We start from the raw sequence: 20,138 nt of genomic DNA, 5'->3' as shown, positions 1-20,138 counted from the left end.
ATCCGGCCCCGAACCAGAAATCAAGCTTGCTTTAGCGCGCTTTCGGTTACCGTTGTTTCAGCTTCAATCGCCCGATCCAAAACGCGCCGATAAATCTTTGCTCCGGCATCCAGGCCCAGATCGATATGAGGCGTCTTTGCGTTCTTCATGCCCTTGTGCACCTCTTCCAATACTTCTTTATCCTCAATAAATGCCATCCGGGCACCATCGTTCATGAATTTCGAAACCTCTGCATTGTCAGGGTCAGAATTACGATGCTGGAACCAGAAATATCTGGTTTCATCTTCGTTTATCGGTGTCATGAAGTTATACGAAATATTGATAAAGGTCTTCTCCACCGGATCTTTTTCATAGCCGCCGGTGCCGACCGGCGTATAGATGGATTTGTTCAATCCGATCGCTGGTAGGCACATCTCATAATGCTGCAGCCGATCACAATCGCCTTCAAATGCGACCAGCTTGGAATAGTAAGGCGACGGCGGCTTATTCTCGATCCAACGAGAAACGATCACGCCTCGATCGGTTTTTTCAACATTCAGGGGCTCTTCATCCGTTCCGGCCCCTGCAAATGAGGAGACGTGAACCCAAGCCACATGGCTGGGATCAAGCAGGTTGTCACAGACCCAAAGGTAGTGGCAATCGATGTCCATCACGCCGCCATCGGTCATGCCCCAGGTTGGGTTGTCAAAGTTCTCGATAGGGAAAATCAGATCAGGGTTGGCCAACTCGGGATCGCCCATCCAAATCCAAAGCAGGCGATAGCGATCAACAACCGGATAGGATTTCACGACCGCGCGGCGGGGCGTCATCCCACGCTGTGTCGGGCTATCCGTGCATTTCCCCGAGCAATCGAAGGTCAACCCGTGATAGCCGCATTCTACGGTGTCTCCTATCAGATTCCCTTTCGACAATGGCAGCTTACGGTGTGGGCAAGCATCTTCCAACGCGACCGGAGTGCCATCTTGCTGTCGATAAAGCACAACATTTTCACCCAGATAGGTTTCCGCTTTCAGCTCACGGCCGATATCCTTGCTCCAGGCGGCGACATACCAACAATTCCTGAGATACATGGGCTGCTCTCCTTATCGATCCGGTAGCTAGGGGCATTATGGCATTCGATTGGCAATACGCCATGCCGGATTGGTAATAAAAGATATAAGGTGGGCTAATTCGAATTTGGCGCAAGCGTTGGCAAGTCTGGCTGAGCTGCTGCTTCGGCTTTTATCCAGTTCAGAAACTCGTTGACCTTCTGGCTATCCTTTGTCTCTGGGCGTCGCACAAGCCAATATGATAAAGGCGACAAGGTCATTTCCGAAAACGGACGAACCAGCCTGCCATCACATAGTGCATCAATGACCAATGGCTCGCGGCCTAACGCTACGCCCAACCCTTCGATAGCGGCCTGAATGACCATGTTTGACTGCCCCAATCGGCGTGTCCGCGGCGATGAAGGCATGGTCAAGCCACTCTGCCGTGCCCAGAATTCCCAAGTAGGGCTGGATGTGCCGTGATGGAGGTTCTCATCAACGAGCAACGTATGTTGCGCCAAATCCTGTATGCTTGTCAGCGATGAGGCAAGTGAAGGGGCGCAAACCGGAAACAGTCTTTCCCGCATCAATAAATCAACTTCCAACCCCGGATATTCTCCAAGCCCGTATCGGATACCGATATCTGAATCCACTCCGGAGAACGGGTGGTAACCGGTGTCGGTCGCAATTGATATTGAAAGGTCAGGATGCGCCAGATCGAAGTGCAGTAGCCTTGGAAACAACCAGTTAAAAGCAAATCCAGGCAGGCATGAGATGACTATTGTTCGATCCGAGCGTGTGCGATCCCGCAATTGGGCGCACACTTCTGATATGCGTCCCAATCCTTCTGCAATAGCCAGCGCTAGTTGTTCGCCTTCCCGGGTTGGACGCGATTGCCGCGCACCTCGCACGAGTAAATCCCTGCCCAACCACTCTTCCAGTGTCCTGACATGCTGACTAACCGCGCTCTGACTGACCCCCAACTCGTCGGCAGCAGGAGAAAATCCAGAATGGCGCACGACCGCCTCAAAGGCGCGCAATGCAGAATAGGGCAGGTTCAGGATCATATTAGTGACCCTAATGTGAGCCATTAATACTTTCAAATGGATTAGCTCCCACATCGGATCGTAAATTTGAGATAGTTAGCAATCAGGATGTGTCGATGTCTGATATGACGCCGGAGCGGGGCGCTCAAAATCTGCTGATCAACTGCGCCCGCGCATCTACGGGCGACAAGTTGTTGATTGCATATGAGCCACCTGAGTTTGGGTACTTCGATGCCGAATGCGTAGATGTCGTGAGTCGAGTAGCCCATAAGCTGGGAATGACCGTCGATACCGTCGATGTTGGCTTTAACCCCGACAATCCGCATCTGACACCTGATCTCATGGCCCGGTTCGAAGAAGCAGACATTATTCTGTTCCTTGCCCGGCTTGGGGATCAGTTGCGGTTTTCGGATATGCCGCAGGGCAAAAAGATTATTGTCAGCTTTGCATTGTCCAAAGAGATGCTGGGCTCGGGCTTTTCTAATGGCCACCACGATGCGTTCATGGATCTTAAGGCCGATATCAACGCAGTGCTGGACTCATCGACTGAGGTACGCCTGACCTGCCCGCTGGGCACTGATGTTCGTGGCCGACCGATTATGAACCTGAAACCAACAGGTGACACCTCGATCCTGCGCTTTCCAATGTCCGTCTTTACCCCTGTTCCGGCTTACAGTTTCTCAGGTCGCGTAGCTATCAGTTTTCTGACGGGAACAGGTTCGAAATACTATGACGACTATACGATTGAATTCGACCGCCCGGTCTTTGCAATAATGGAGAACGGGCAGTTGCTGCGTTTCGAAGGCGACCCTGCCAATGCGTTCAAAGCCGAAGCACATTATGACCGGGTCGCAGGAGATTTAGGTATCGACCGTAGCTTCGTTCATTCCTGGCATGCAGGCATTCACCCAGGCTGTGGTTATCCATGGGACATGCGCGACAACTACGAGCGCTGGGGCGGGTCTGCCTTTGGCAACCCGCGCATCCTGCACTTCCACACCTGCGGGGCCTACGCGCCCGGTGAAATCAGCTGGAATGTCATCGACCCGACAATCGAGATTGACGGCGTGACCTACTGGAACAACGGCGTTTTTCATGCGGATCGGTTGCCCAACGGGCAAACCATTCTGGATCAATACCCTTGTGCCGCAAGCCTGTTCGAATATCCCGACCCTGATATCGGATTAAGGGTCGCGAGCTGATCAATCGCGGCTTGATCGAATCATCACCTGTCGAAATAATCTTGTTAATAGGACCTGATCGAGTTGGTCCTATGGTGCGGAGCACTCCCGTCTCCGGTGCCGGTATATGCGTAGAGGGCAAGACCCCCGCTCCGGCAAACTCATGGAAATCACATGTCAAAAGCTATCGTCACGCCGCTGACTCAGGCACTGGCCGAAGGAAAACTGACGCGCGAAGAACTCAAAGGATTCATGCAACGCTCGAACGCGCCTGGATTGCGTCATCTTGCACTTTGGATTTTGGTACTGACCTGCACCACAACTCTGATCACCCTGGCTTGGAACAGTTGGTTGATCTGGCCCGCGATGTTTCTGCAGGGCGTCGTCCTGGTTCACCATTTCTCACTACAACATGAGTGTGTCCACTACACGGTGTTTCGTACCCGCTGGCTGAACGATCTGGTCGGGCAGATTTGCGGCCTGATTATCATCCTGCCACACCGGTTCTTTCGGTACGAGCATTGTGACCATCACACCTATACCCAACTGACCGGAGAAGATCCCGAATTGATCCCGCTTCCGAAAACACTTGGTCAATATTTTCTGTATTTATCTGCCCTACCCTACTGGCGCGGCAAATTCACTGAACTGTTCCGGCATGCCTTTGGCAAACTCAGCGACGTTGAACTGCGATTTATTCCCAAAGAAGAACATCAATCGGTCTATTGGGACGCGCGCCGGATGTTGGCCATCTACGCAACGATATTGCTGGCCATGGCGGTCACCGGTTGGTGGGGCTTGATCTGGTACTGGATCATACCACTGTTTCTGGGTGAGCCAGTGATGCGCTTTGTGCGCATGACTGAACATGTTGGGCGGCCCACCGTGGCGCAGATGTCAGAAAATACCCGCACCAATCTCGTATCAAAACCGATGTCCTTTTTGTGCTGGAACATGAACTATCACGCCGAGCATCACTATGTCGCCTCGGTCCCATTCCACGCTCTGCCCCGCCTGCATGAAAAGCTAAAGGATCATATCTTCGTCGAAAAAGGCGGGTACCTGGCCGCGCATCGCGACATTCTGCGTCAGATCATGCAGCGGAATGCAAGGGCCTGAGTGATGAAAACAGAAAAACCCTGGCGCGATGTAATAGAAGTTTCAAAACTAGAGCAGAACTGGGTCACGCGCGTGGAAATCGGGCCTCGTATGATTGCGGTTTACGATACACCCAGTGGTGTCTACGCCTCACTGGCTTTGTGTAACCATGGTGGGGCCGATTTGTGCGACGGCTATTTTGATGGCCATGTGATTGAATGCCCATTGCATCAAGGTGCATTCGATGTCCGGGACGGCAAGCCTGTTTCAGCACCAGCAACCCGCGCGATGCGCGTATTTGAAACACGAGTGCAGGACGGGATGGTTCAGGTCCGAATGTGACCTGAACCTAGCGCTTTTCAGATCGCTTCTCGAGCCGCGCAAAGATGCGGCTGAGGCCAAAGCAGACAACAAAATAGAACGCCGCAGTTGTGATCCACGCCTCGAAGATCATCCGGGACGAGGCGACCAGTTCGACGGTTTTGTAAGTCAGTTCCTGCACCGAGATCAGCGACAGGATCGAACTGTCCTTGATCAATGAAATGAACTGGTTGGCCAGAGGTGGCACAACCTTTTTCATCGCCTGCGGCAGCACAACGTAGCGCAGCTCTTGCATACGGCTCATCCCGATCGAGCGTGCCGCCTCGCGCTGACCCTTCGGGATCGACTGAATTCCGGCACGCACGATTTCGCCGACAAATGCACTTTCAAACAGGGCCAGAACGATCACGCCTGAAACAAGCGAAGGAAAGCGACGCATTTCGCCGAAGAAGAAGGTCCAGATCTGGTTGTTTTCCTGCCGAGCAATACCGCGCGCCCAACGTTCAAGGTTCAGCGCATCGATCAGCTGTTGAGATAAGAAAAAGAAAAAGATGAAAACAACGACGACGGGGGGAACATTACGCAGAAACTCGAGGTATGTGCGCGCCAGCATGCGTATGGTCAGATTGGCCGAACAGCGTGCAATTCCCAGAATTGTACCAAGAATGAGCGCCAGAATACCCGAATAGATGCTGATGCGAACTGTCGCTGCTAAACCCTGCAGCAGCAGATTTGCAAAATACTCTTCGCGCCCGGAATGCCAGCCAACAATATAGCTTGGGATCAGTTCCCAACGCCATTTGTAATTCAGCGTACCTTCGATCGACAGCCAGATATACCCAAAGAAGGTTATCAAAACCGCCACGATCACATAGTCGGGCCATCTGAGTTTTCTAAGGAATTCCTGCACCAAAGCGCTCCGCATAAGGACCAGGGGCGGTGGGTCCGCCCCCAGTCAGAGTGGTTATTGGGCGACCTGGTCGGCCCACTCTTCAGTGGCAAACCAGTAATTGTGGCGCTCTTCCAGCCAGCCGGACCGCCAATTCTGTGCAATCCAGTTGTTGAAGAAATTCATCGCGTCGGGATCACCTTTGCGCATCCCGAACGCCTCACCACGCGGGTCGAACAGCTCACCTTCAAGCACAACCAGTGTTTCTGGATTGCGCCCCGCCTCGCGGTTGGGGGTTGGCTGCGATGCCATTGTGGCGTGGGCGTTGCCATTCAGAACTTCCTGAGTCGATGCGCCATCCTCATCAAACAACAGCAGATTAGCCTCAGGGAATGCCTTGGCAATCACGGTTGCCGGCGTTGCACCGCGACGCGCAGCAAAGGTAACGTCAGATGAGTTCAAGTCCTCACGCGCCATACCTGCAGTCAACTCTTTGTTGGCCAGGATGGCCAAGCCAGAATAGGCATAAGGGTCAGTGAAGTTGATCGTCAGGTTCCGCTGAGCAGTCACCGACATGCCCGAGATGATCACGTCGAAATTACCAGACACAAGGGCCGGGATAATGCCATCCCAGGCAGTTGGAACAAATTCGACCTCAACGCCCATGTCTTCGGCCAATTTTCGGCCGACATCCAGTTCGAACCCGATCAGATCGCCGTTCTTGTCACGCATCGACCAAGGTACAAACAGCGACAGGCCAATCCGGATCACCCCATCCTGTTTGATCGTTTCAATTACACTTTCGCTGGACAGTTCCTGAGTTGCGCTTTGCGCCCAGCTTGAGGTCGCCATGCCAGTTGCCACGACCGCGCCCAGGGCAACCCCGAGCATTCTGCGAGATAGCTTCATCTTGGTTCTCCTTGTTGTCCGGTTAAATTCTTGTGGTTATTGGTCGACGGCATATTTCTTCTCCAGATAACTTACGCCGATCGACAGGATCAGGGTCACCACCAGATAGACCAGTGCGATGGTGAACCAGATTTCAAAACTCATGTAAGTGTCGGATATGATGTTGCGTCCGAAGGTGGTCAGCTCGGCGACGGCAATGACGCTGACAATGGCCGAGGATTTGATTAGGTGAACAACCTCGCCCGTCATCGGCGGCAACATAAACCGAATAGATTGCGGAAGGATGATGTAACGATAGGTCTGATAGGGGGTCATCCCGATGGATTTAGCCGCCTCCCACTGACCAGTTGGGATGGCATTAATCCCAGCCCGCAGAATTTCGGATATCAGCGCCGAATGAAACACCGCCAAGGTCAGAATACTGGCGGTATACCGGTCAAAACCAAAGATCGGACCCAGCACGTAGTAGAACAGATAAAGCAGAACCAGCAGAGGAATGTTTCGGATAAGTTCAAGGAAGCCAACTGCTACAGCCGTACCAATTACCAGGCCGGATAGACGCAACAACGCGACCAGGAGTCCAATAGCAGTGGCCAACAGGAAAGAAATGACAGACAATTTGATCGTGGCGACCAACCCTATGGGTATCTCACCCCACTCAAAGCCGATTTCTGTGTTGCGGTAGAGGAACTGAGGCACCCGGTACCATTGCCAGTTATACCCCATTCCCTGAGCGCCAACGTACGAGCCATAGGCAATTAGCCCAACGATGATTGCATAAATCGCGACCGAGACAAACACCGAGCCAAAGAACCGCTTATAGAAGGGCGGTTTCGGCAAAGACTGCCCTTTTCCCCGTGATATGCCCAGATCGGTCACGTCAGTGCTCCAATATCTGGTTCAGGAACAGGCGACAGCGTTCGCTGGACGGGTTGGTAAAGAACTGTTCTGGAGGTGAAATTTCCACGATCTGCCCGGCCTCCATGAAAACCATAGTGTCAGCGACCTTACGGGCAAACCCCATCTCATGGGTGACAACAACCATGGTCATACCGGTATCGGCAAGTTCCACCATCACATCCAGCACTTCATTAATCATCTCTGGATCAAGCGCAGAGGTCGGCTCATCAAACAGCATGATCCGGGTTTCCATGCACAAGGACCGCGCGATGGCAACGCGCTGTTGTTGCCCACCCGACAATTGCGCCGGATACTTGTCGGCCTGCTCGGGAATGTGAACACGATCAAGATAATTGCGTGCGGTTTCCTCGGCCTGAGCTTTGGAAATCTTTCGCACCTTCATCGGCCCGATCATCAGGTTTTCAAGCACGGTCAAATGCGGAAACAGGTTAAACTGCTGAAACACCATTCCGACTTCTTGCCGCAACTCACGTATTTCTTTTGCGTCTTTGTAAACTTCGATGCCATCAATCACGAGACGTCCAGAGTTATGCCATTCCAACCCGTTGAAACAACGGATCAGCGTGGATTTTCCCGACCCAGACGGGCCGCAGATCACAACCTTTTCACCCTGATGAACAGTCAGATCGATATTCTTGAGTGCATGGAAAGTGCCATAATACTTATCAAGATTGGTCACTTCTATCATGGGGGAGGGCTGAGTCATGCCGAACCTGTCGATATCCGGGTCAGACGCAATAGCTGACCTTTGAGGTTGCGAGTATTGCCCGTCAACAAACCAGGCGCATTTCGACTTTGCGCGCATTTGATCAACCGCGATCCGTCGTCATGCCTGTTGGCACAAGACATCTGCAGCTTTGAATTTGGCAAAGCGGAGCAATCTGGCAAAGCTTCAGAATCCTCAAATCTGTTGCGCGCTAATCAATATGGTTGCTTAATGTGCAATATTCGTCAATAAAAAAACTCAACGGGCGCTCTGTCGCCGCCTCGAAATACGAAAATAAACTATAGAAGGACGAATGAATGTCTGCCTGGATTCGGATGATATCTGACGAAGATGCCGACGAACATTTGAAGAATACCCTTGATTTAGCGCGTACACCGCATGGGACAGTGGACAACGTGATGCGTGTCCATTCGCTACGTCCCAACACCATGAAAGGGCACGTCATTTTGTATCGCGCCTGCCTTCATGATGACGCCAATTCAGTGCCTATGTGGTTTCAGGAAGTCATAAGCTCCTACGTTTCCACGCTGAACACGTGCCCTTACTCCTATGCCAACCACTGGGCAAACGCCCGTCATCTGATCGGTGACGACGCACGCGCCGACTCAATTGAGGCTGCGCTTACCGCGCATCGCCCTCAGGATGCGTTCGAGGGCGCACATCTGGAAGCGTTGAGCTATGCTGAGAAGCTGACGCTGTCGCCGGGCACCATGGAAGAATCGGATGTAGACGCCTTGAAAAATGCTGGCTGGGAAGACGGTGAGATCCTCGAAATCAATCAAATCGTGGGATATTTCAATTATGCCAATCGGTTGCTGAATGGTCTGGGTGTCACAACAAAAGGAGACGTCGTAGGCTATTACGGCGAAGATTGACGGAACGTTTCATGCAAGTTGACACGCCGGGAAGACAGATTGACCGTGCCATTGGCGCCTCTCTGAGGGAGCTGCGTCAAAGCCGGAAGCAATCCGCCCGCCGGCTTGCCGAACAATCGGGTATTTCGGCTGCGATGGTCAGCCGTATCGAAAATGGGCTGGTTTCACCTTCGATTGACACTCTTGCGGCATTGGCGGAAGCACTAGAAGTCCCCATCGTTTCACTGTTTCGCGAAGCAAGAACTGATCACACCGACTATACCCTCGTGCGCCATGGCGAAGGTTTGAAGTCCACTCGCTTGGCCGGTGGACATTCGCATGAATATGTCAACCTCGCATTGCATTCTCGGAAAGACCTGCGATTCCAGGCCCGTCGCGTAACGCTGTTACGGGATGAGGGACAACCGCCCACCTATGTCGGGCACGGCGTTGTGTTTGTTCAGGTCCTCGAAGGGCAGGCAGTCTATCGCTATGGCGAAGCAAGGTTCACGCTTTCAGCCGGGGATAGTATTAGTGTTGATGCGGAATTGAACCACGGCTTTGAAGAGGTTCTGACACCCGAGTTCGTCTTCCTCACCGTTCAAGCCGAGCGCCCTTAGGGGCTTACTGAGATGGCTGCCCCAACCGAGATTGATCTGACACGCGGGCCGATTTCAGCCCATTTTCGAACCTTAGCCATCCCAGCGGCAATTGGGATGCTGTTCAACACGCTCTACAACGTCGTAGATATGTTCTTTGCGGGGCTCCTCTCGACCAGTGCGCAAGCAGGCCTGGCATTGGGTTTTCAGGCATTCTTCATTGCAATCTCAGTCGGAGTTGGATTGGGCGCAGCAATGAGCGCGCTCGTCGGTAATGCCTTGGGTGCCGGTGATAATCGCGCGGCACGGCGGTTTGCAGCTCAAGGGATGATCTACGGTTTCATCGCAGCCGGAGTTTTGGCATTGGCAGGGCTCTGGTACGGCCCGGCACTTATTCATTTGGTTTCGGAACCGGGACCATATCGGGAAGCGGGATTACGCTATTTCTACTGGCTATTACTGGCCCTGCCCGGGTTCCTTTTGGCCTTTGGATGCAACGGAATTCTTCAAGCACATGGGGACGCGGTTTCGATGCAACGCGCTCTTATCGTTGCGTTTTTTGCCAATATTGGTCTCAATCCGTTGTTGATTTTTGGTATCCCGGGCGTGATCACCGGCATCGGGTTCGATGGCCTCGCCATTTCTACGGTAATCAGCCAAATCGGTGTGATGGTGTTCATGATCCGCCAGGTGCTCAGACGCCGAAGAATGAGGCGCATGCGGGCAAGAAATTTCATTCCGCGCCTGCAAAAGTTCAAGGAAATCTCAGTTCAAGTCCTTCCAACGGCCACATCGTTCATCGTGATGCTTCTATCAGGTTTCGTCGTGCAGTTCGCGTTGAAAATCTTCGGCGAGCACGCGATTGCGGGCTTCGGTGTCGCTATTAGGTTGGAGCAGATTCTACTATTGCCTGTGCTCGGGGTCACTGGTGCGCTGCTTCCCATCGCGTCTCAGAATTTCGGGGCACGGGACTATGAAAGGGTGCGTGAAGCCCTGTTTTATTGCTGGAAAGTCGGGCTGGTCATGACCGCTATTGCGGCCCCTATCCTGTGGATATTTGGCCGGTCTCTGCTGGGTTTCTTTACTGAAGATCCCGAAGTTATTCGCGTGGGGCTCAGCTATCTACGTGTCGATAGTCTGATCCTTCCATTCTATATGATGCTGTTTTCAATCAACTCGCTGCTGCAGGCGCTAAAACGCCCAATCTGGACAGTATGGATCAGCCTCTATCGTCAGGGATTTGGCGTCGCTTTTTTTGTCTGGATTTTTATAGGCATTCTCGGCTTCAACGAAATCGGTGTCTGGTTTGGAACCGCCTGTGCCGTGATCACTGGATGGATGATCGGGCTTTTGGTGGCATCTTACGTCGCCCATAAGGAATTGGGCGGGCTCTGGCTTAGTTTTAGAACCGATCCGGGCTGAAGGCCTGTATATTGATGCTCGGTGCCCTGCCAGCGATTACATCTGCAACAAGTCGCGCAGTCGTCGCTCCCAATGTCAGACCCAGTTGCCCGTGGCCCGTAGCAAAAGTGACATTGGTCAGACGCCTGCTGCGGCCAATGATCGGGCGTGTATCAGGCGTAAAAGGGCGACGACCCATGCGGCGCTCAAATTTCTCAGTCCTCAACCCCGGCAATACACGCTGCGCACGTTTGACCAGTACATCGGCCCGGTTCCAATCGGGCTGCGCATTCAAGTCCGCAAACTCTGCGGTGCCTGCCACGGCCAGCGCATCCTCATAAGGCGTGATGCCAAACCCGCCCTTTGCGTAAAACACCGTGTGGCGCAGATCGATTCCACTGTCGTGCAAAGCAGTTGAGTATCCTATGACACCCTCCATGCGCAGTGAAATATTCAACTTCTTAGCCAAAACGCGCGAATGCGTGCCTGCAGCAACTACAAACTCATCCGCGCTCAACGTGCGACCGTCGCCGGTATGCACGCTTTGGATATGTTGACCATCACGCGTAAAGTCGATCGCTGCATTCGAGACAATTTCCCCGCCCCGTTGGGTGAAGCTCTGCATCAGAATTTCGACCAACAGTTTTGGATCCGTCACAAAGCTCCAATCCCGTAACAACGCTGCATATTTGAAATCGGGCGCAATAGCGGGGTCCATCTCATGCGCTTCATGGCCTGATACCTGGTCGATGGTGCACCCGAACTCACGCGCGAGATCAAAGGCAGCGCGCATGATCGCAAGGTCATTGTCATCATCAAACAGCTTGATCACTGGTCGCTCAACCAAAAGCTCTGGGTGACCAACATCCGCGAGTTGCGCTTTGAAATCATCAGTGGCTGCAAAGGTGAGACGTGCCAGATCGGCGGTAATCGCCCGCATCTTCGAACGCCGCGCATTGGCTGTGAACCGCGCAAACCAAGGCATCAGCTTCAATGCCGAGGCTGGCCGCAAAGAAAGCGGGGCCTCGGAATCCAGCAACCAACCCGGCACTTTCATCAGCATCCCCGGCTGCGACAAAGGCACGATCTCGCCAACTGCGATACAGCCGCAGGAGGCCCAGCTTGCCCCCTCACCCACCGGTCCGGGTTCAACGACCGTGACAGAGTGCCCCTGCGACTGCAGTGTTAAAGCACAGGAAATTCCGACAACACCGCCACCGATTACAACGACCCGAGACATTCGTGCGGCCTCTACTGAAGTTCGCGCAGTTGCGCCATCAATTCGGCAGTGACACGAACTCCATCCGCTTCGGCAGCAGCGCGATTCTTCAACCTTCCATCTCCGGGGACGCGTGCATCGCCATTACCTTCAATCTCGGCGCAAATGCGCTGGACATAATCTCCGAACGCTTCGTTGCCAAACCGCGCCGGATCAATTGCGATCAGCGTGTTGCCGCCTTTGATATTTAACGCCCCGTGCGCTTCGCGCTTGGCGTTATCGACGGACAAGGTTCCGCCAGCCAGTGCTGCACCGAGGACCTCGATCAGGAATGCAATCGCTGCTCCCTTGTGTTCACCAAATGGCAACAAACTGCGGGTTTCCAGTATGGCGTTGGGGTCACGTGTCGGCTGTCCCTCTGGATCAAGCCCTGCAGGACGTGGTAAATCATGCCCTTCCGCAGCTGCCATGCGAATATCCATAAGTGCCACCATGGACGATGCCTGATCCCAGACGACCGGCTCACCCCCAGGTCGAGGGCAGGCAAAAGACATCGGATTGGTGCCAAAAACCGGGCGAACGCCCCCTTGTGGCACCACCATGGAAAGCGAGTTCACGACACCTAGCGCGACCAGTCCAGCCTCAGCTAACGGACCGGTATCGAACCGTAACGCCCCCAGATGGTGGCAATTGGCACAACTGAATGCCGCAATCCCGTTCTCGCGCGCCATCTCAATAAGCTCGTTCCGCGCTTTGGCGGCCACGATCTGGTAATAACCATTGTCGCCATCCCCCCGCAAAACACCCGGAGCGATACGTTCAACACTCGGGTTGGCGGCGGGGTTGGCGTAGCCCGAAGCAAAGCTCTGCGCATAAACAGGTAACATTCGTAGGCCATGGCTTCGTGGCCCGTCTCGTTCGCTCATTCGAACAAGATCGGCCAATACTGCGCTACCGTGCTCATCCACTCCCGCAGCCACAAAGACAGACCTGGCCAACCCCCTTACCTCGTCGAGTGAGAGCGTTGTCGTCGAGTCATCGGTCATGTGCGTGATCCTGTCCTTGGGTTATGAACCGGGCACGTTAGCGCCCGCTTTCCAGATTAATCAAGCGCTGTATTCCAACCGCTTTTTGGCGACGAACTCATCCAACGCACCGCGCTGATCATCCGGCATTGGCGGCCGCACATAGGTGTTTAGCATACGCTGCGCCTCTTCCGTACCAACGACTTCGGCGGTTTTCGAGCCCTCAGCTTCCCACTGTTCAAAACTGTCATTGTTTTGCAAGTGGTTCATGTGCATGGGGTTTTCACGCGTGTGGTCGGTGCCTAGGAAATGTCCGCCGGGTCCGATGTTTTCGATGTCGCCCAGCAAAGCGTCCAGATTTTCCTCTTGCAGGCCACTGAAGAAACGGTGGAAGTTCTCTAACTGCAATGCGTCCTGCACCCATTTCGAATAGCTGACCCCAAGCGCGCCCTCAAGAAAGCCCGCCGAGTGGACGATGTAGTTCGCACCGCCCAGCAGCACCGGCCACATGGTATTTGCGGTGTCGAACGCCGCCTGCATATCCGGGGATTTCGATCCGGTCCACATGGTGCAGGTTCGCCACGGCACACCGTAGAACCGCGCCATCTGACCCACCAAAAGGTTCATCAAGCCGGGCTCCGGGGACCCCATCATCGGTGCGCCTGTCTTCATCGAAACGCCCATGATCGCGACGCCCAATACCATCGGTGCTCCGCGCCGAATGATCTGGCTGTAAGCCATTCCCGCCAGCGATTCGGCGATCAGCAGCGCGACACCTCCCTGCGGGCTGGCAGGTGTGCTTGCCCCGGCAAGGACAAAGGGCGACAGCAGGCAGGGCTGGTTGGCAGCGGCATAGACGCGCAAGCTTTGCAACATGGTCTCATCCCAGACGAGCGGTGTGTTGCAGTTCAGTAGGGCCGCCATTACCACATTGTTGTCGACAAATTCCTCACCAAACACGATGCGAGTCATCTCAACCGAATCCAGTGCCGCCTGTTCCGACAGCACCGAACCTTTGATCGGTTTGTCCGTCAAGGTCAGTGCGGCATGAACCAACTCTAGATGGCGTTGCGGGACGGGCACATCCTGCGGCTCAACCGGCAAAATACCCGGCACCATCATCGACTGGCTCATTTGGCTGAGCTTGAAGAAATTATGTGCATCCTCAAGCATCGAAGGGCGGCGCACGCCATCCAGACCGTAGACAAACGGCGCACCATAAGCGTTGGCAAAGACCGAATGCTGATTGCCCACCCGAAGCGAGCGTTCCGGGTTGCGCGCAGCATAGCCCCACTCTGGGGGAACGGCCGAGATCAGGTCCATCAGCATCTCGCGCCCGATACGCACCCGTTCACCCTGCACATCCGCACCGTACTTCTTCCAGTCGGCTAAGGCGACGGGGTCACGGAATTCAATGCCTGTTGTCTCAAGGATCGTCATTGCGGCGTTGTGAATCTTCTCAACGCCTTCGGGGCCAAGCAGATCAATTGGTCCCACCTTGCGGTTGAGCGTCGACAGGTAGACGGGGGGCGGGTTGGTGCGAGCCTTGACCCGCGCGGCACGTCCGCCGCCACGGCCCGAGCGTGCTTTGACTTCTGCCATCTCAATTCCTCCGGATCAGGCGCGCGCGCGGGCGCTGGTGGGATCAACGGCGCAGGTATCGATCACTTCGGCCTCGCGCATTTCATTGTGGATAAGCACCTGCATTTTGGCGCCGGGTGCCGTCATGTCCTGTGGCACCAGTGCCATCGCAATGTCGTGGTTGCAGTAATACGAGAACCCGCCCGAGGTGACCCGCCCGATCAACTTACCATCGGCATAGACGCCTTCGTCGAACATCACCGAGGTATCGCAGAACGGCAGCTTCAGTGTGACCAGCGTGTTGTATCCGCCATCGGCCTGCTGCTTCTGCAGCGCGGCTTTGCCGATGAAGTCACGTTCGGCCACCTGCCCGCCGATCTTTTCTGTCATCGCCACGAAACGGCCCAGATCGGCCTCATAGGGTGTCAGGTCCTTGCAAATCTCGCGATTGATGGCGCGATAGGATTTCTCAAGTCGCATCGATTCCAGCGCCTCAAGACCGAAGGGTTTCACGCCGGTCTTCAGCAGCAGATCAACGAGGTGGCGATTATACCCAACCGGGTGATGCAGTTCCCATCCAAGCTCTCCGGTATACGAGACACGCAGCAGGTGCACACCTTTGGCATAGCCCACCTCACCCATCTGCGCCGAGAGCCACGGGAAGGCTTCATTTGACAGATCATTGTCCGTCAGCGGCTGTAAGATTTCGCGTGCCTTGGGCCCGGCTAGTGCGATCACGCCCAGCTGCTCTGAGATATCCTCGATCACGACAGACCCGTCGCGCGGCAGCGCGCGCTGTAGTTGGTCCCAGTTATAGGCCCGCCAGTTCGGTGTTGAGATCAGGTAGAAATCGTCGTCGGCATAGCGCACGATGGTGTATTCCGCATCCATGCCGCCCTTGTCGTTCAGCATCAGCGACAGGGTCATGCGGCCCACTTTTGGCAGTTTGTTGGCCATGATGCTGTCTAACCACTGTGCAGCCCCCGGTCCGCGAACGGTGAATTTGGCCATCGGAGACATTTCGATGAAACCAGCTTCTTCACGTGTAGTTCGCACCTCTTCCTGAACCCGCTCCATATGATTGGTGCGACGGAAGCTGTGTTCGGGGATCGCTTCTTCGGGTGATTTGGCGAACCAGCGCGGGAATTCGTAGCCATTGAAGCTGGTCCAGACTGCTCCTTGTGCGGTCAGCAGATCATATGACCCGACGGTCTTCATAGGACGCGCATCGGGGAAGTCCTCGCCCGGCACATGCGCATCCATATGGGTGCCCCATGTCTCGCGCACCTTATCCATGGTCCAGCGCTTGGAGGCATAATCCGAGAACCTGCGCGGATCGAGTTCCGACATATCCATGCCCGGATCGCCATCGACGATCCACTTGGCCAGACGGTTGCCAACCGTCCCGCCCCACAGAATGCCACCGGGCATGCCTTCGGCCAGCCAGAGGTTCTCATGTCCCGGCGCCGGACCGGCCAAAGGCAGCTCGTCCGGTGTCATCTGAAATGGACCGCGGGTGTTGGCTTTGATCCCAACCTCGCCCAGTGTGGGCACCCTTTCAATCGCGCGTTCCCACTGAGTTTCCACGGCGTCGAAATCCTCGGGCAGTAGATCAGCACCAAATTCCGGTGGCACGCGGTCTTCGGCAAATAGCTTGAGGTCTTTGGTGAATTCATAGGGCCCGAACTGGATGCCGCCCACATCTTCGCGCATATAAGCGCCGTAATCTTCATCCCGCAGGATCGGGAATTCTGGCAGGCCCTCCGCCCGGCGCTCTTTCAGCAGCGGTACGGTCTCGGTGGTCCAATACTGGTGAACGATCGGAATACAGGGCAGATCCAACCCCACACGGCGTGCGTTTTCGCGGGCATAGTTGCCAGTGGCGAAGATCAGATGTTCACAGGTTATTTCACCCTGGCTGGTGGTCACTTTCCAATGGCCGTTGTCCAGCTTTTCATAGGCCTGAGCCTCGGTGTTCTGGTAAACCTTGGCACCTGCATCGCGTGCCAGCTTGGCGAGCGCCATGGTGATATCGGCCGGGTTCACGTACCCGTCTTCGGTGTGCAGGATACCACCCCGAATGTCCGGGCTCTGGTTTAGCAACGGATGGACTTCGGCAATCTCTTCAGGGGTCAGTAGCTTGCAAGGTACGCCAGCCGCCTCGGCAATCGAGATATAAGACTGGAACTCGTCCCAGCGCTTTTCAGTATTGGCGACCCGCAGTTGACCAACCTTCCGCAACCCGACCGAGCTGCCCATCTTTTCTTCAACCTCAGTATAGATGCGGATGGTTTCCATCGTCATCTTCGACACATTGTGCGACCGCACGAAGGTCACCAACAGACCCGCTGCATGCCAAGTCGAGCCGGAGGTTAGTGTTGTACGTTCCAGCATGACCGCATCTGTGCAACCATGTTCTGTCAGCCCGTAAAGGATCGACGCCCCTACGCAACCTCCTCCGACAACCACGACTTTTGCATGTGACTGCATTCCGCAACTCCTTCAAACTGTGCACGACCAACAAGGGATCGCATTGCAAACCGGTTGGGGAGCATTTTCATCGGGAACCGTTGGCCGACAATTGCAAAAAGATTCACTCTGAGTTAGATGAAATAAGCCTATAGCCAGACGATCTCCTTTAATTTATCAGGCAATAGATCCATCACAGGTCAAAACATCTTGCCCAACCGTCCCTACGATCTACCACCTCTTAGTTCGCTGATCAGCTTCGAAGCAGCCGCCCGGCATGTCAGCTTCAAGACGGCGGCTGAAGAACTCAATGTCACCCCGGCCGCGATCAGCCATCAGGTCAAAGCGCTCGAGAACGAACTGCAATGCGGGTTGTTTGTGCGCCATCATCGCGGTGTTGAACTGACTGAAAGTGGGGCATACCTACTTGTCTCACTGCAACGCAGCCTAGAAGGGATCAGCGAGGCCCTTGGGCAATTGCGGCGCCAATACGACAAAAAAGGAGTGACGATCCGCTCGACAACAGCGGTAAGCTCACTCTGGCTCACGCCACGCCTTGCCCAATTCTGGAAACAACACGGACATGTTTCCGTTACACAGGTTGTAACAGATCTGGGCGTCGACTCTTCGAAGTGTGATTTGAGCATCCATTACGGAGATTCCAGCCGTGAAACAGGTATTTTCAAGACTCTGTTTCATGACAACATCATGGCCTTGTGCAGCCCCCGGTTTGCAGAACAAAACCCGATTGAGCGGGTCGACGAAATCGCGGGGCTTCCACTCATTCATCTCGATGCCCCGGATACCGGATGGACTGACTGGCGCGCGTGGACACAAAAACTGGGGTATGAGGGCCCTTTGAACTCCGCCCACCGCGTCAACAATTACACGATTGCGCTTCAAGCCGCTCAGGACGATATGGGGGCAGTTTTGGGATGGGAGGGCTTGACTTCGGAGCTAATCGCATCCGGCAAACTCGTTAAGTTGTTGCCGCAGACCATTTCATCACAACTGGATTTTTACGTTAAACTGCACAACACCTCATCCGACCGCGCAAAGCTCGTATTCAAATGGTTGGGTGAGGCGATTTAAGAACACCGCGATCCGAGCGATACCTTTATGCCCCGATTGTTTTGAGCGATCACCTATCGTTGTCGGTCACCCTAACCTTATTGGCAGCAGCAAAAACCCTATTGTCACTTATCGGTCATTCTTCACCGGACAAACAACCAATGCTCTTATTCAATGGTTTGGACATGACCGTCAGAGTAAACAAACTCACTTGAACATCCCCCCCTAAAGGGCATATTCCGTCGCGAAGAGTTGCATCCAGGTGAAATGTTCCGGACACCAATATCGGTACTGCGCCCATACGCTGAGCAATGGTTAAGTGTGTGGTTCCAACCGGAAGCGCACCGCTGGCGGGGAAAAAGAAGGAATTTGATTAATGCGTATTGCTATGATTGGTACCGGATATGTCGGCCTGGTGTCCGGAGTTTGCTTTTCAGATTTCGGGCACGACGTTGTTTGCGTCGATAAATCTGAGCGCAAGATCGAAATGCTTCAGGCCGGTGAGGTGCCGATTTATGAACCAGGCCTCGATGTACTTATGGCCAAGAATGTGGCTGCGGGTCGTCTGACATTCACCACCGACTTAACATCAGCGGTCGATGGAGCAGATGCTGTGTTCATCGCAGTTGGCACGCCAACTCGACGCGGCGATGGACATGCTGACCTGACTTATGTGATGGCTGCCGCCGAAGAGATCGCGCAAGCTATCACTGAATATACGGTTGTAGTCACCAAATCGACTGTCCCGGTAGGTACCAATCGCAAGGTTCATGCAGTCGTATCAGCTGCCAATCCCAAGGCGAGTTTCGATGTAGCTTCGAACCCAGAATTCTTGCGCGAAGGTGCAGCAATCGATGATTTTATGCGCCCTGACCGTGTTGTTGTAGGCGTCGAAAGCGAACGCGCGGCAGAGGTTATGGCGGAAATATATCGCCCACTCTATCTGCGGGATTTCCCGATCCTGACCACCGATCTGGAAAGTGCCGAGATGATCAAATACGCCGCAAACGCATTTCTGGCGACAAAAATCACCTTCATCAACGAAATTGCGGGGCTGTGTGAACGTGCCGGTGGCGATGTTAAGGAGGTCGCACGTGGCATCGGTCTTGATGGACGGATTGGCAACAAATTCCTGCACGCCGGGCCCGGCTATGGTGGCTCTTGTTTCCCGAAAGATACCGCTGCACTTGCACGGATCGGGCAGGATCACGCGCATCCAATGCAGATCACCGAAACCGTCATCCGCGTCAATGACGAGGTCAAGAAGCGGATGATCGAAAAGATCCGGGAAGCCTGCGACGACAACTTCAACGGCAAAACGGTTGCGGTGCTGGGTGTGACCTTCAAACCCAACACTGACGACATGCGCGATGCACCGTCTCTGACGATCGTTCCGGCCCTAATTGGTGGCGGTGCCCGTGTGCGCGTGGTTGATCCGCAAGGTCGTGCCGAAGGCGAGGCGCTGCTGCCGGGTGTCGAATGGTTGGATGATCCTTATGCTGCGGCCGCAGAAGCTGATGTTGTTGTTTTGCTGACAGAGTGGAACGAATTCCGTGCCTTGAATCTGAATGACCTGGCAGAAACTATGAAATCGGCCCGCATGGTTGATCTGCGCAACATCTACTCTTCCGCGTTGGTGTTAGGCTCAGGGTTTGAGACCTATGTCGGCGTCGGAGTTGGCGATCACACACAGATGTGACCAGCCACGAGATGTAATTTTATACCTAACAATGAAAATTGCCCGGCATTTAGCCGGGCAAATTTTTATTACACCCTAGCGACGGCGTCGTTTATTCGTC

Annotated in this window: 18 protein-coding genes; 8 read left to right on the top strand and 10 right to left on the bottom strand. The window is 54.4% G+C overall.

Features of this window, described 5'->3' with window-relative positions; all coding sequences use genetic code 11:
- Positions 1-20 precede the first annotated feature (20 nt).
- A complete protein-coding gene (locus tag ACR3EJ_RS22765) occupies positions 21-1,070 on the bottom strand; it encodes an aromatic ring-hydroxylating oxygenase subunit alpha (protein WP_170544021.1) in 1,050 nt (349 codons plus the stop codon).
- A 95-nt stretch (positions 1,071-1,165) separates the two neighbouring features.
- The gene (locus ACR3EJ_RS22760; RefSeq protein ID WP_170544019.1) at positions 1,166-2,095 is read right to left on the bottom strand and encodes a LysR substrate-binding domain-containing protein; all 930 of its coding nucleotides are present in this window, start codon (positions 2,093-2,095) and stop codon (positions 1,166-1,168) included.
- Between the two features lie 95 nt (positions 2,096-2,190).
- Between ACR3EJ_RS22760 and ACR3EJ_RS22755 the strand changes: the two genes are divergently transcribed.
- From ACR3EJ_RS22755 to ACR3EJ_RS22745, 3 genes are all read left to right on the top strand, one after another.
- Entirely contained in the window at positions 2,191-3,276 is a 1,086-nt protein-coding gene (locus ACR3EJ_RS22755) for a hypothetical protein (protein WP_170544017.1), read from the top strand.
- Positions 3,277-3,429: 153 nt separating this feature from the next.
- Positions 3,430-4,374, top strand: coding sequence for a fatty acid desaturase family protein (locus tag ACR3EJ_RS22750; RefSeq protein WP_170544015.1), 945 nt, complete (start codon positions 3,430-3,432; stop codon positions 4,372-4,374).
- A 3-nt stretch (positions 4,375-4,377) separates the two neighbouring features.
- Complete coding sequence (locus ACR3EJ_RS22745) at positions 4,378-4,695, top strand: non-heme iron oxygenase ferredoxin subunit (RefSeq protein ID WP_170544013.1); 318 nt, start codon at positions 4,378-4,380, stop codon at positions 4,693-4,695.
- A 7-nt stretch (positions 4,696-4,702) separates the two neighbouring features.
- On the opposite strand, the gene ACR3EJ_RS22740 is transcribed toward ACR3EJ_RS22745, so the two are convergent.
- From ACR3EJ_RS22740 to ACR3EJ_RS22725, 4 genes are read right to left on the bottom strand one after another with little or no spacing between them, the layout of a single operon-like run.
- On the bottom strand, positions 4,703-5,584 hold the full coding sequence (locus ACR3EJ_RS22740) for an amino acid ABC transporter permease (protein WP_170475251.1): 882 nt from the start codon (positions 5,582-5,584) through the stop codon (positions 4,703-4,705).
- 54 nt (positions 5,585-5,638) lie between these two features.
- Positions 5,639-6,472 (bottom strand): transporter substrate-binding domain-containing protein, encoded by an 834-nt coding sequence (locus tag ACR3EJ_RS22735; RefSeq protein ID WP_010441573.1) that lies wholly within the window; start codon positions 6,470-6,472, stop codon positions 5,639-5,641.
- A gap of 36 nt (positions 6,473-6,508) precedes the next feature.
- The gene (locus tag ACR3EJ_RS22730; protein WP_170475255.1) at positions 6,509-7,351 is read right to left on the bottom strand and encodes an amino acid ABC transporter permease; all 843 of its coding nucleotides are present in this window, start codon (positions 7,349-7,351) and stop codon (positions 6,509-6,511) included.
- A 1-nt stretch (position 7,352) separates the two neighbouring features.
- Positions 7,353-8,099: an amino acid ABC transporter ATP-binding protein gene (locus ACR3EJ_RS22725; protein WP_311201795.1), complete on the bottom strand. Its 747-nt coding sequence runs from the start codon at positions 8,097-8,099 to the stop codon at positions 7,353-7,355.
- 317 nt (positions 8,100-8,416) lie between these two features.
- Between ACR3EJ_RS22725 and ACR3EJ_RS22720 the strand changes: the two genes are divergently transcribed.
- Genes ACR3EJ_RS22720 through ACR3EJ_RS22710 form a run of 3 tightly spaced genes read left to right on the top strand, consistent with a single transcriptional unit; the run spans position 8,417 to position 10,995 of the window.
- A complete protein-coding gene (locus ACR3EJ_RS22720; RefSeq protein WP_010441576.1) occupies positions 8,417-8,995 on the top strand; it encodes a carboxymuconolactone decarboxylase family protein in 579 nt (192 codons plus the stop codon).
- Positions 8,996-9,006: 11 nt separating this feature from the next.
- Entirely contained in the window at positions 9,007-9,594 is a 588-nt protein-coding gene (locus ACR3EJ_RS22715; protein WP_010441577.1) for a helix-turn-helix domain-containing protein, read from the top strand.
- 12 nt (positions 9,595-9,606) lie between these two features.
- Positions 9,607-10,995, top strand: coding sequence for an MATE family efflux transporter (locus ACR3EJ_RS22710; protein WP_170544011.1), 1,389 nt, complete (start codon positions 9,607-9,609; stop codon positions 10,993-10,995).
- On the opposite strand, the gene ACR3EJ_RS22705 is transcribed toward ACR3EJ_RS22710, so the two are convergent.
- From ACR3EJ_RS22705 to ACR3EJ_RS22690, 4 genes are read right to left on the bottom strand one after another with little or no spacing between them, the layout of a single operon-like run.
- Complete coding sequence (locus ACR3EJ_RS22705; protein ID WP_170544009.1) at positions 10,976-12,214, bottom strand: NAD(P)/FAD-dependent oxidoreductase; 1,239 nt, start codon at positions 12,212-12,214, stop codon at positions 10,976-10,978. The genes ACR3EJ_RS22710 and ACR3EJ_RS22705 overlap by 20 nt on opposite strands.
- An 11-nt stretch (positions 12,215-12,225) precedes the next feature.
- Positions 12,226-13,239: an Ldh family oxidoreductase gene (locus ACR3EJ_RS22700; protein ID WP_170544007.1), complete on the bottom strand. Its 1,014-nt coding sequence runs from the start codon at positions 13,237-13,239 to the stop codon at positions 12,226-12,228.
- A gap of 60 nt (positions 13,240-13,299) precedes the next feature.
- Positions 13,300-14,820: a trimethylamine methyltransferase family protein gene (locus tag ACR3EJ_RS22695; RefSeq protein WP_170544005.1), complete on the bottom strand. Its 1,521-nt coding sequence runs from the start codon at positions 14,818-14,820 to the stop codon at positions 13,300-13,302.
- A gap of 15 nt (positions 14,821-14,835) precedes the next feature.
- The gene (locus ACR3EJ_RS22690) at positions 14,836-17,289 is read right to left on the bottom strand and encodes a GcvT family protein (protein ID WP_170544003.1); all 2,454 of its coding nucleotides are present in this window, start codon (positions 17,287-17,289) and stop codon (positions 14,836-14,838) included.
- 189 nt (positions 17,290-17,478) lie between these two features.
- On the opposite strand from ACR3EJ_RS22690, the gene ACR3EJ_RS22685 reads away from it, so the two are divergent.
- Together ACR3EJ_RS22685 and ACR3EJ_RS22680 are read left to right on the top strand one after the other, a co-directional pair.
- Positions 17,479-18,360 (top strand): LysR substrate-binding domain-containing protein, encoded by an 882-nt coding sequence (locus ACR3EJ_RS22685; RefSeq protein WP_170544001.1) that lies wholly within the window; start codon positions 17,479-17,481, stop codon positions 18,358-18,360.
- 355 nt (positions 18,361-18,715) lie between these two features.
- Positions 18,716-20,038 carry a UDP-glucose dehydrogenase family protein gene (locus ACR3EJ_RS22680; protein ID WP_170475271.1) on the top strand — a complete coding sequence of 441 codons (1,323 nt, stop codon included), beginning with the start codon at positions 18,716-18,718 and terminating at the stop codon, positions 20,036-20,038.
- The last annotated feature ends 100 nt before the right edge of the window (positions 20,039-20,138 follow it).

Source organism: Ruegeria sp. AB11 (assembly GCF_056536325.1).
Note: the sequence above shows the minus strand (reverse complement) of the source record. Positions and strands in the feature narration are given on the sequence as shown.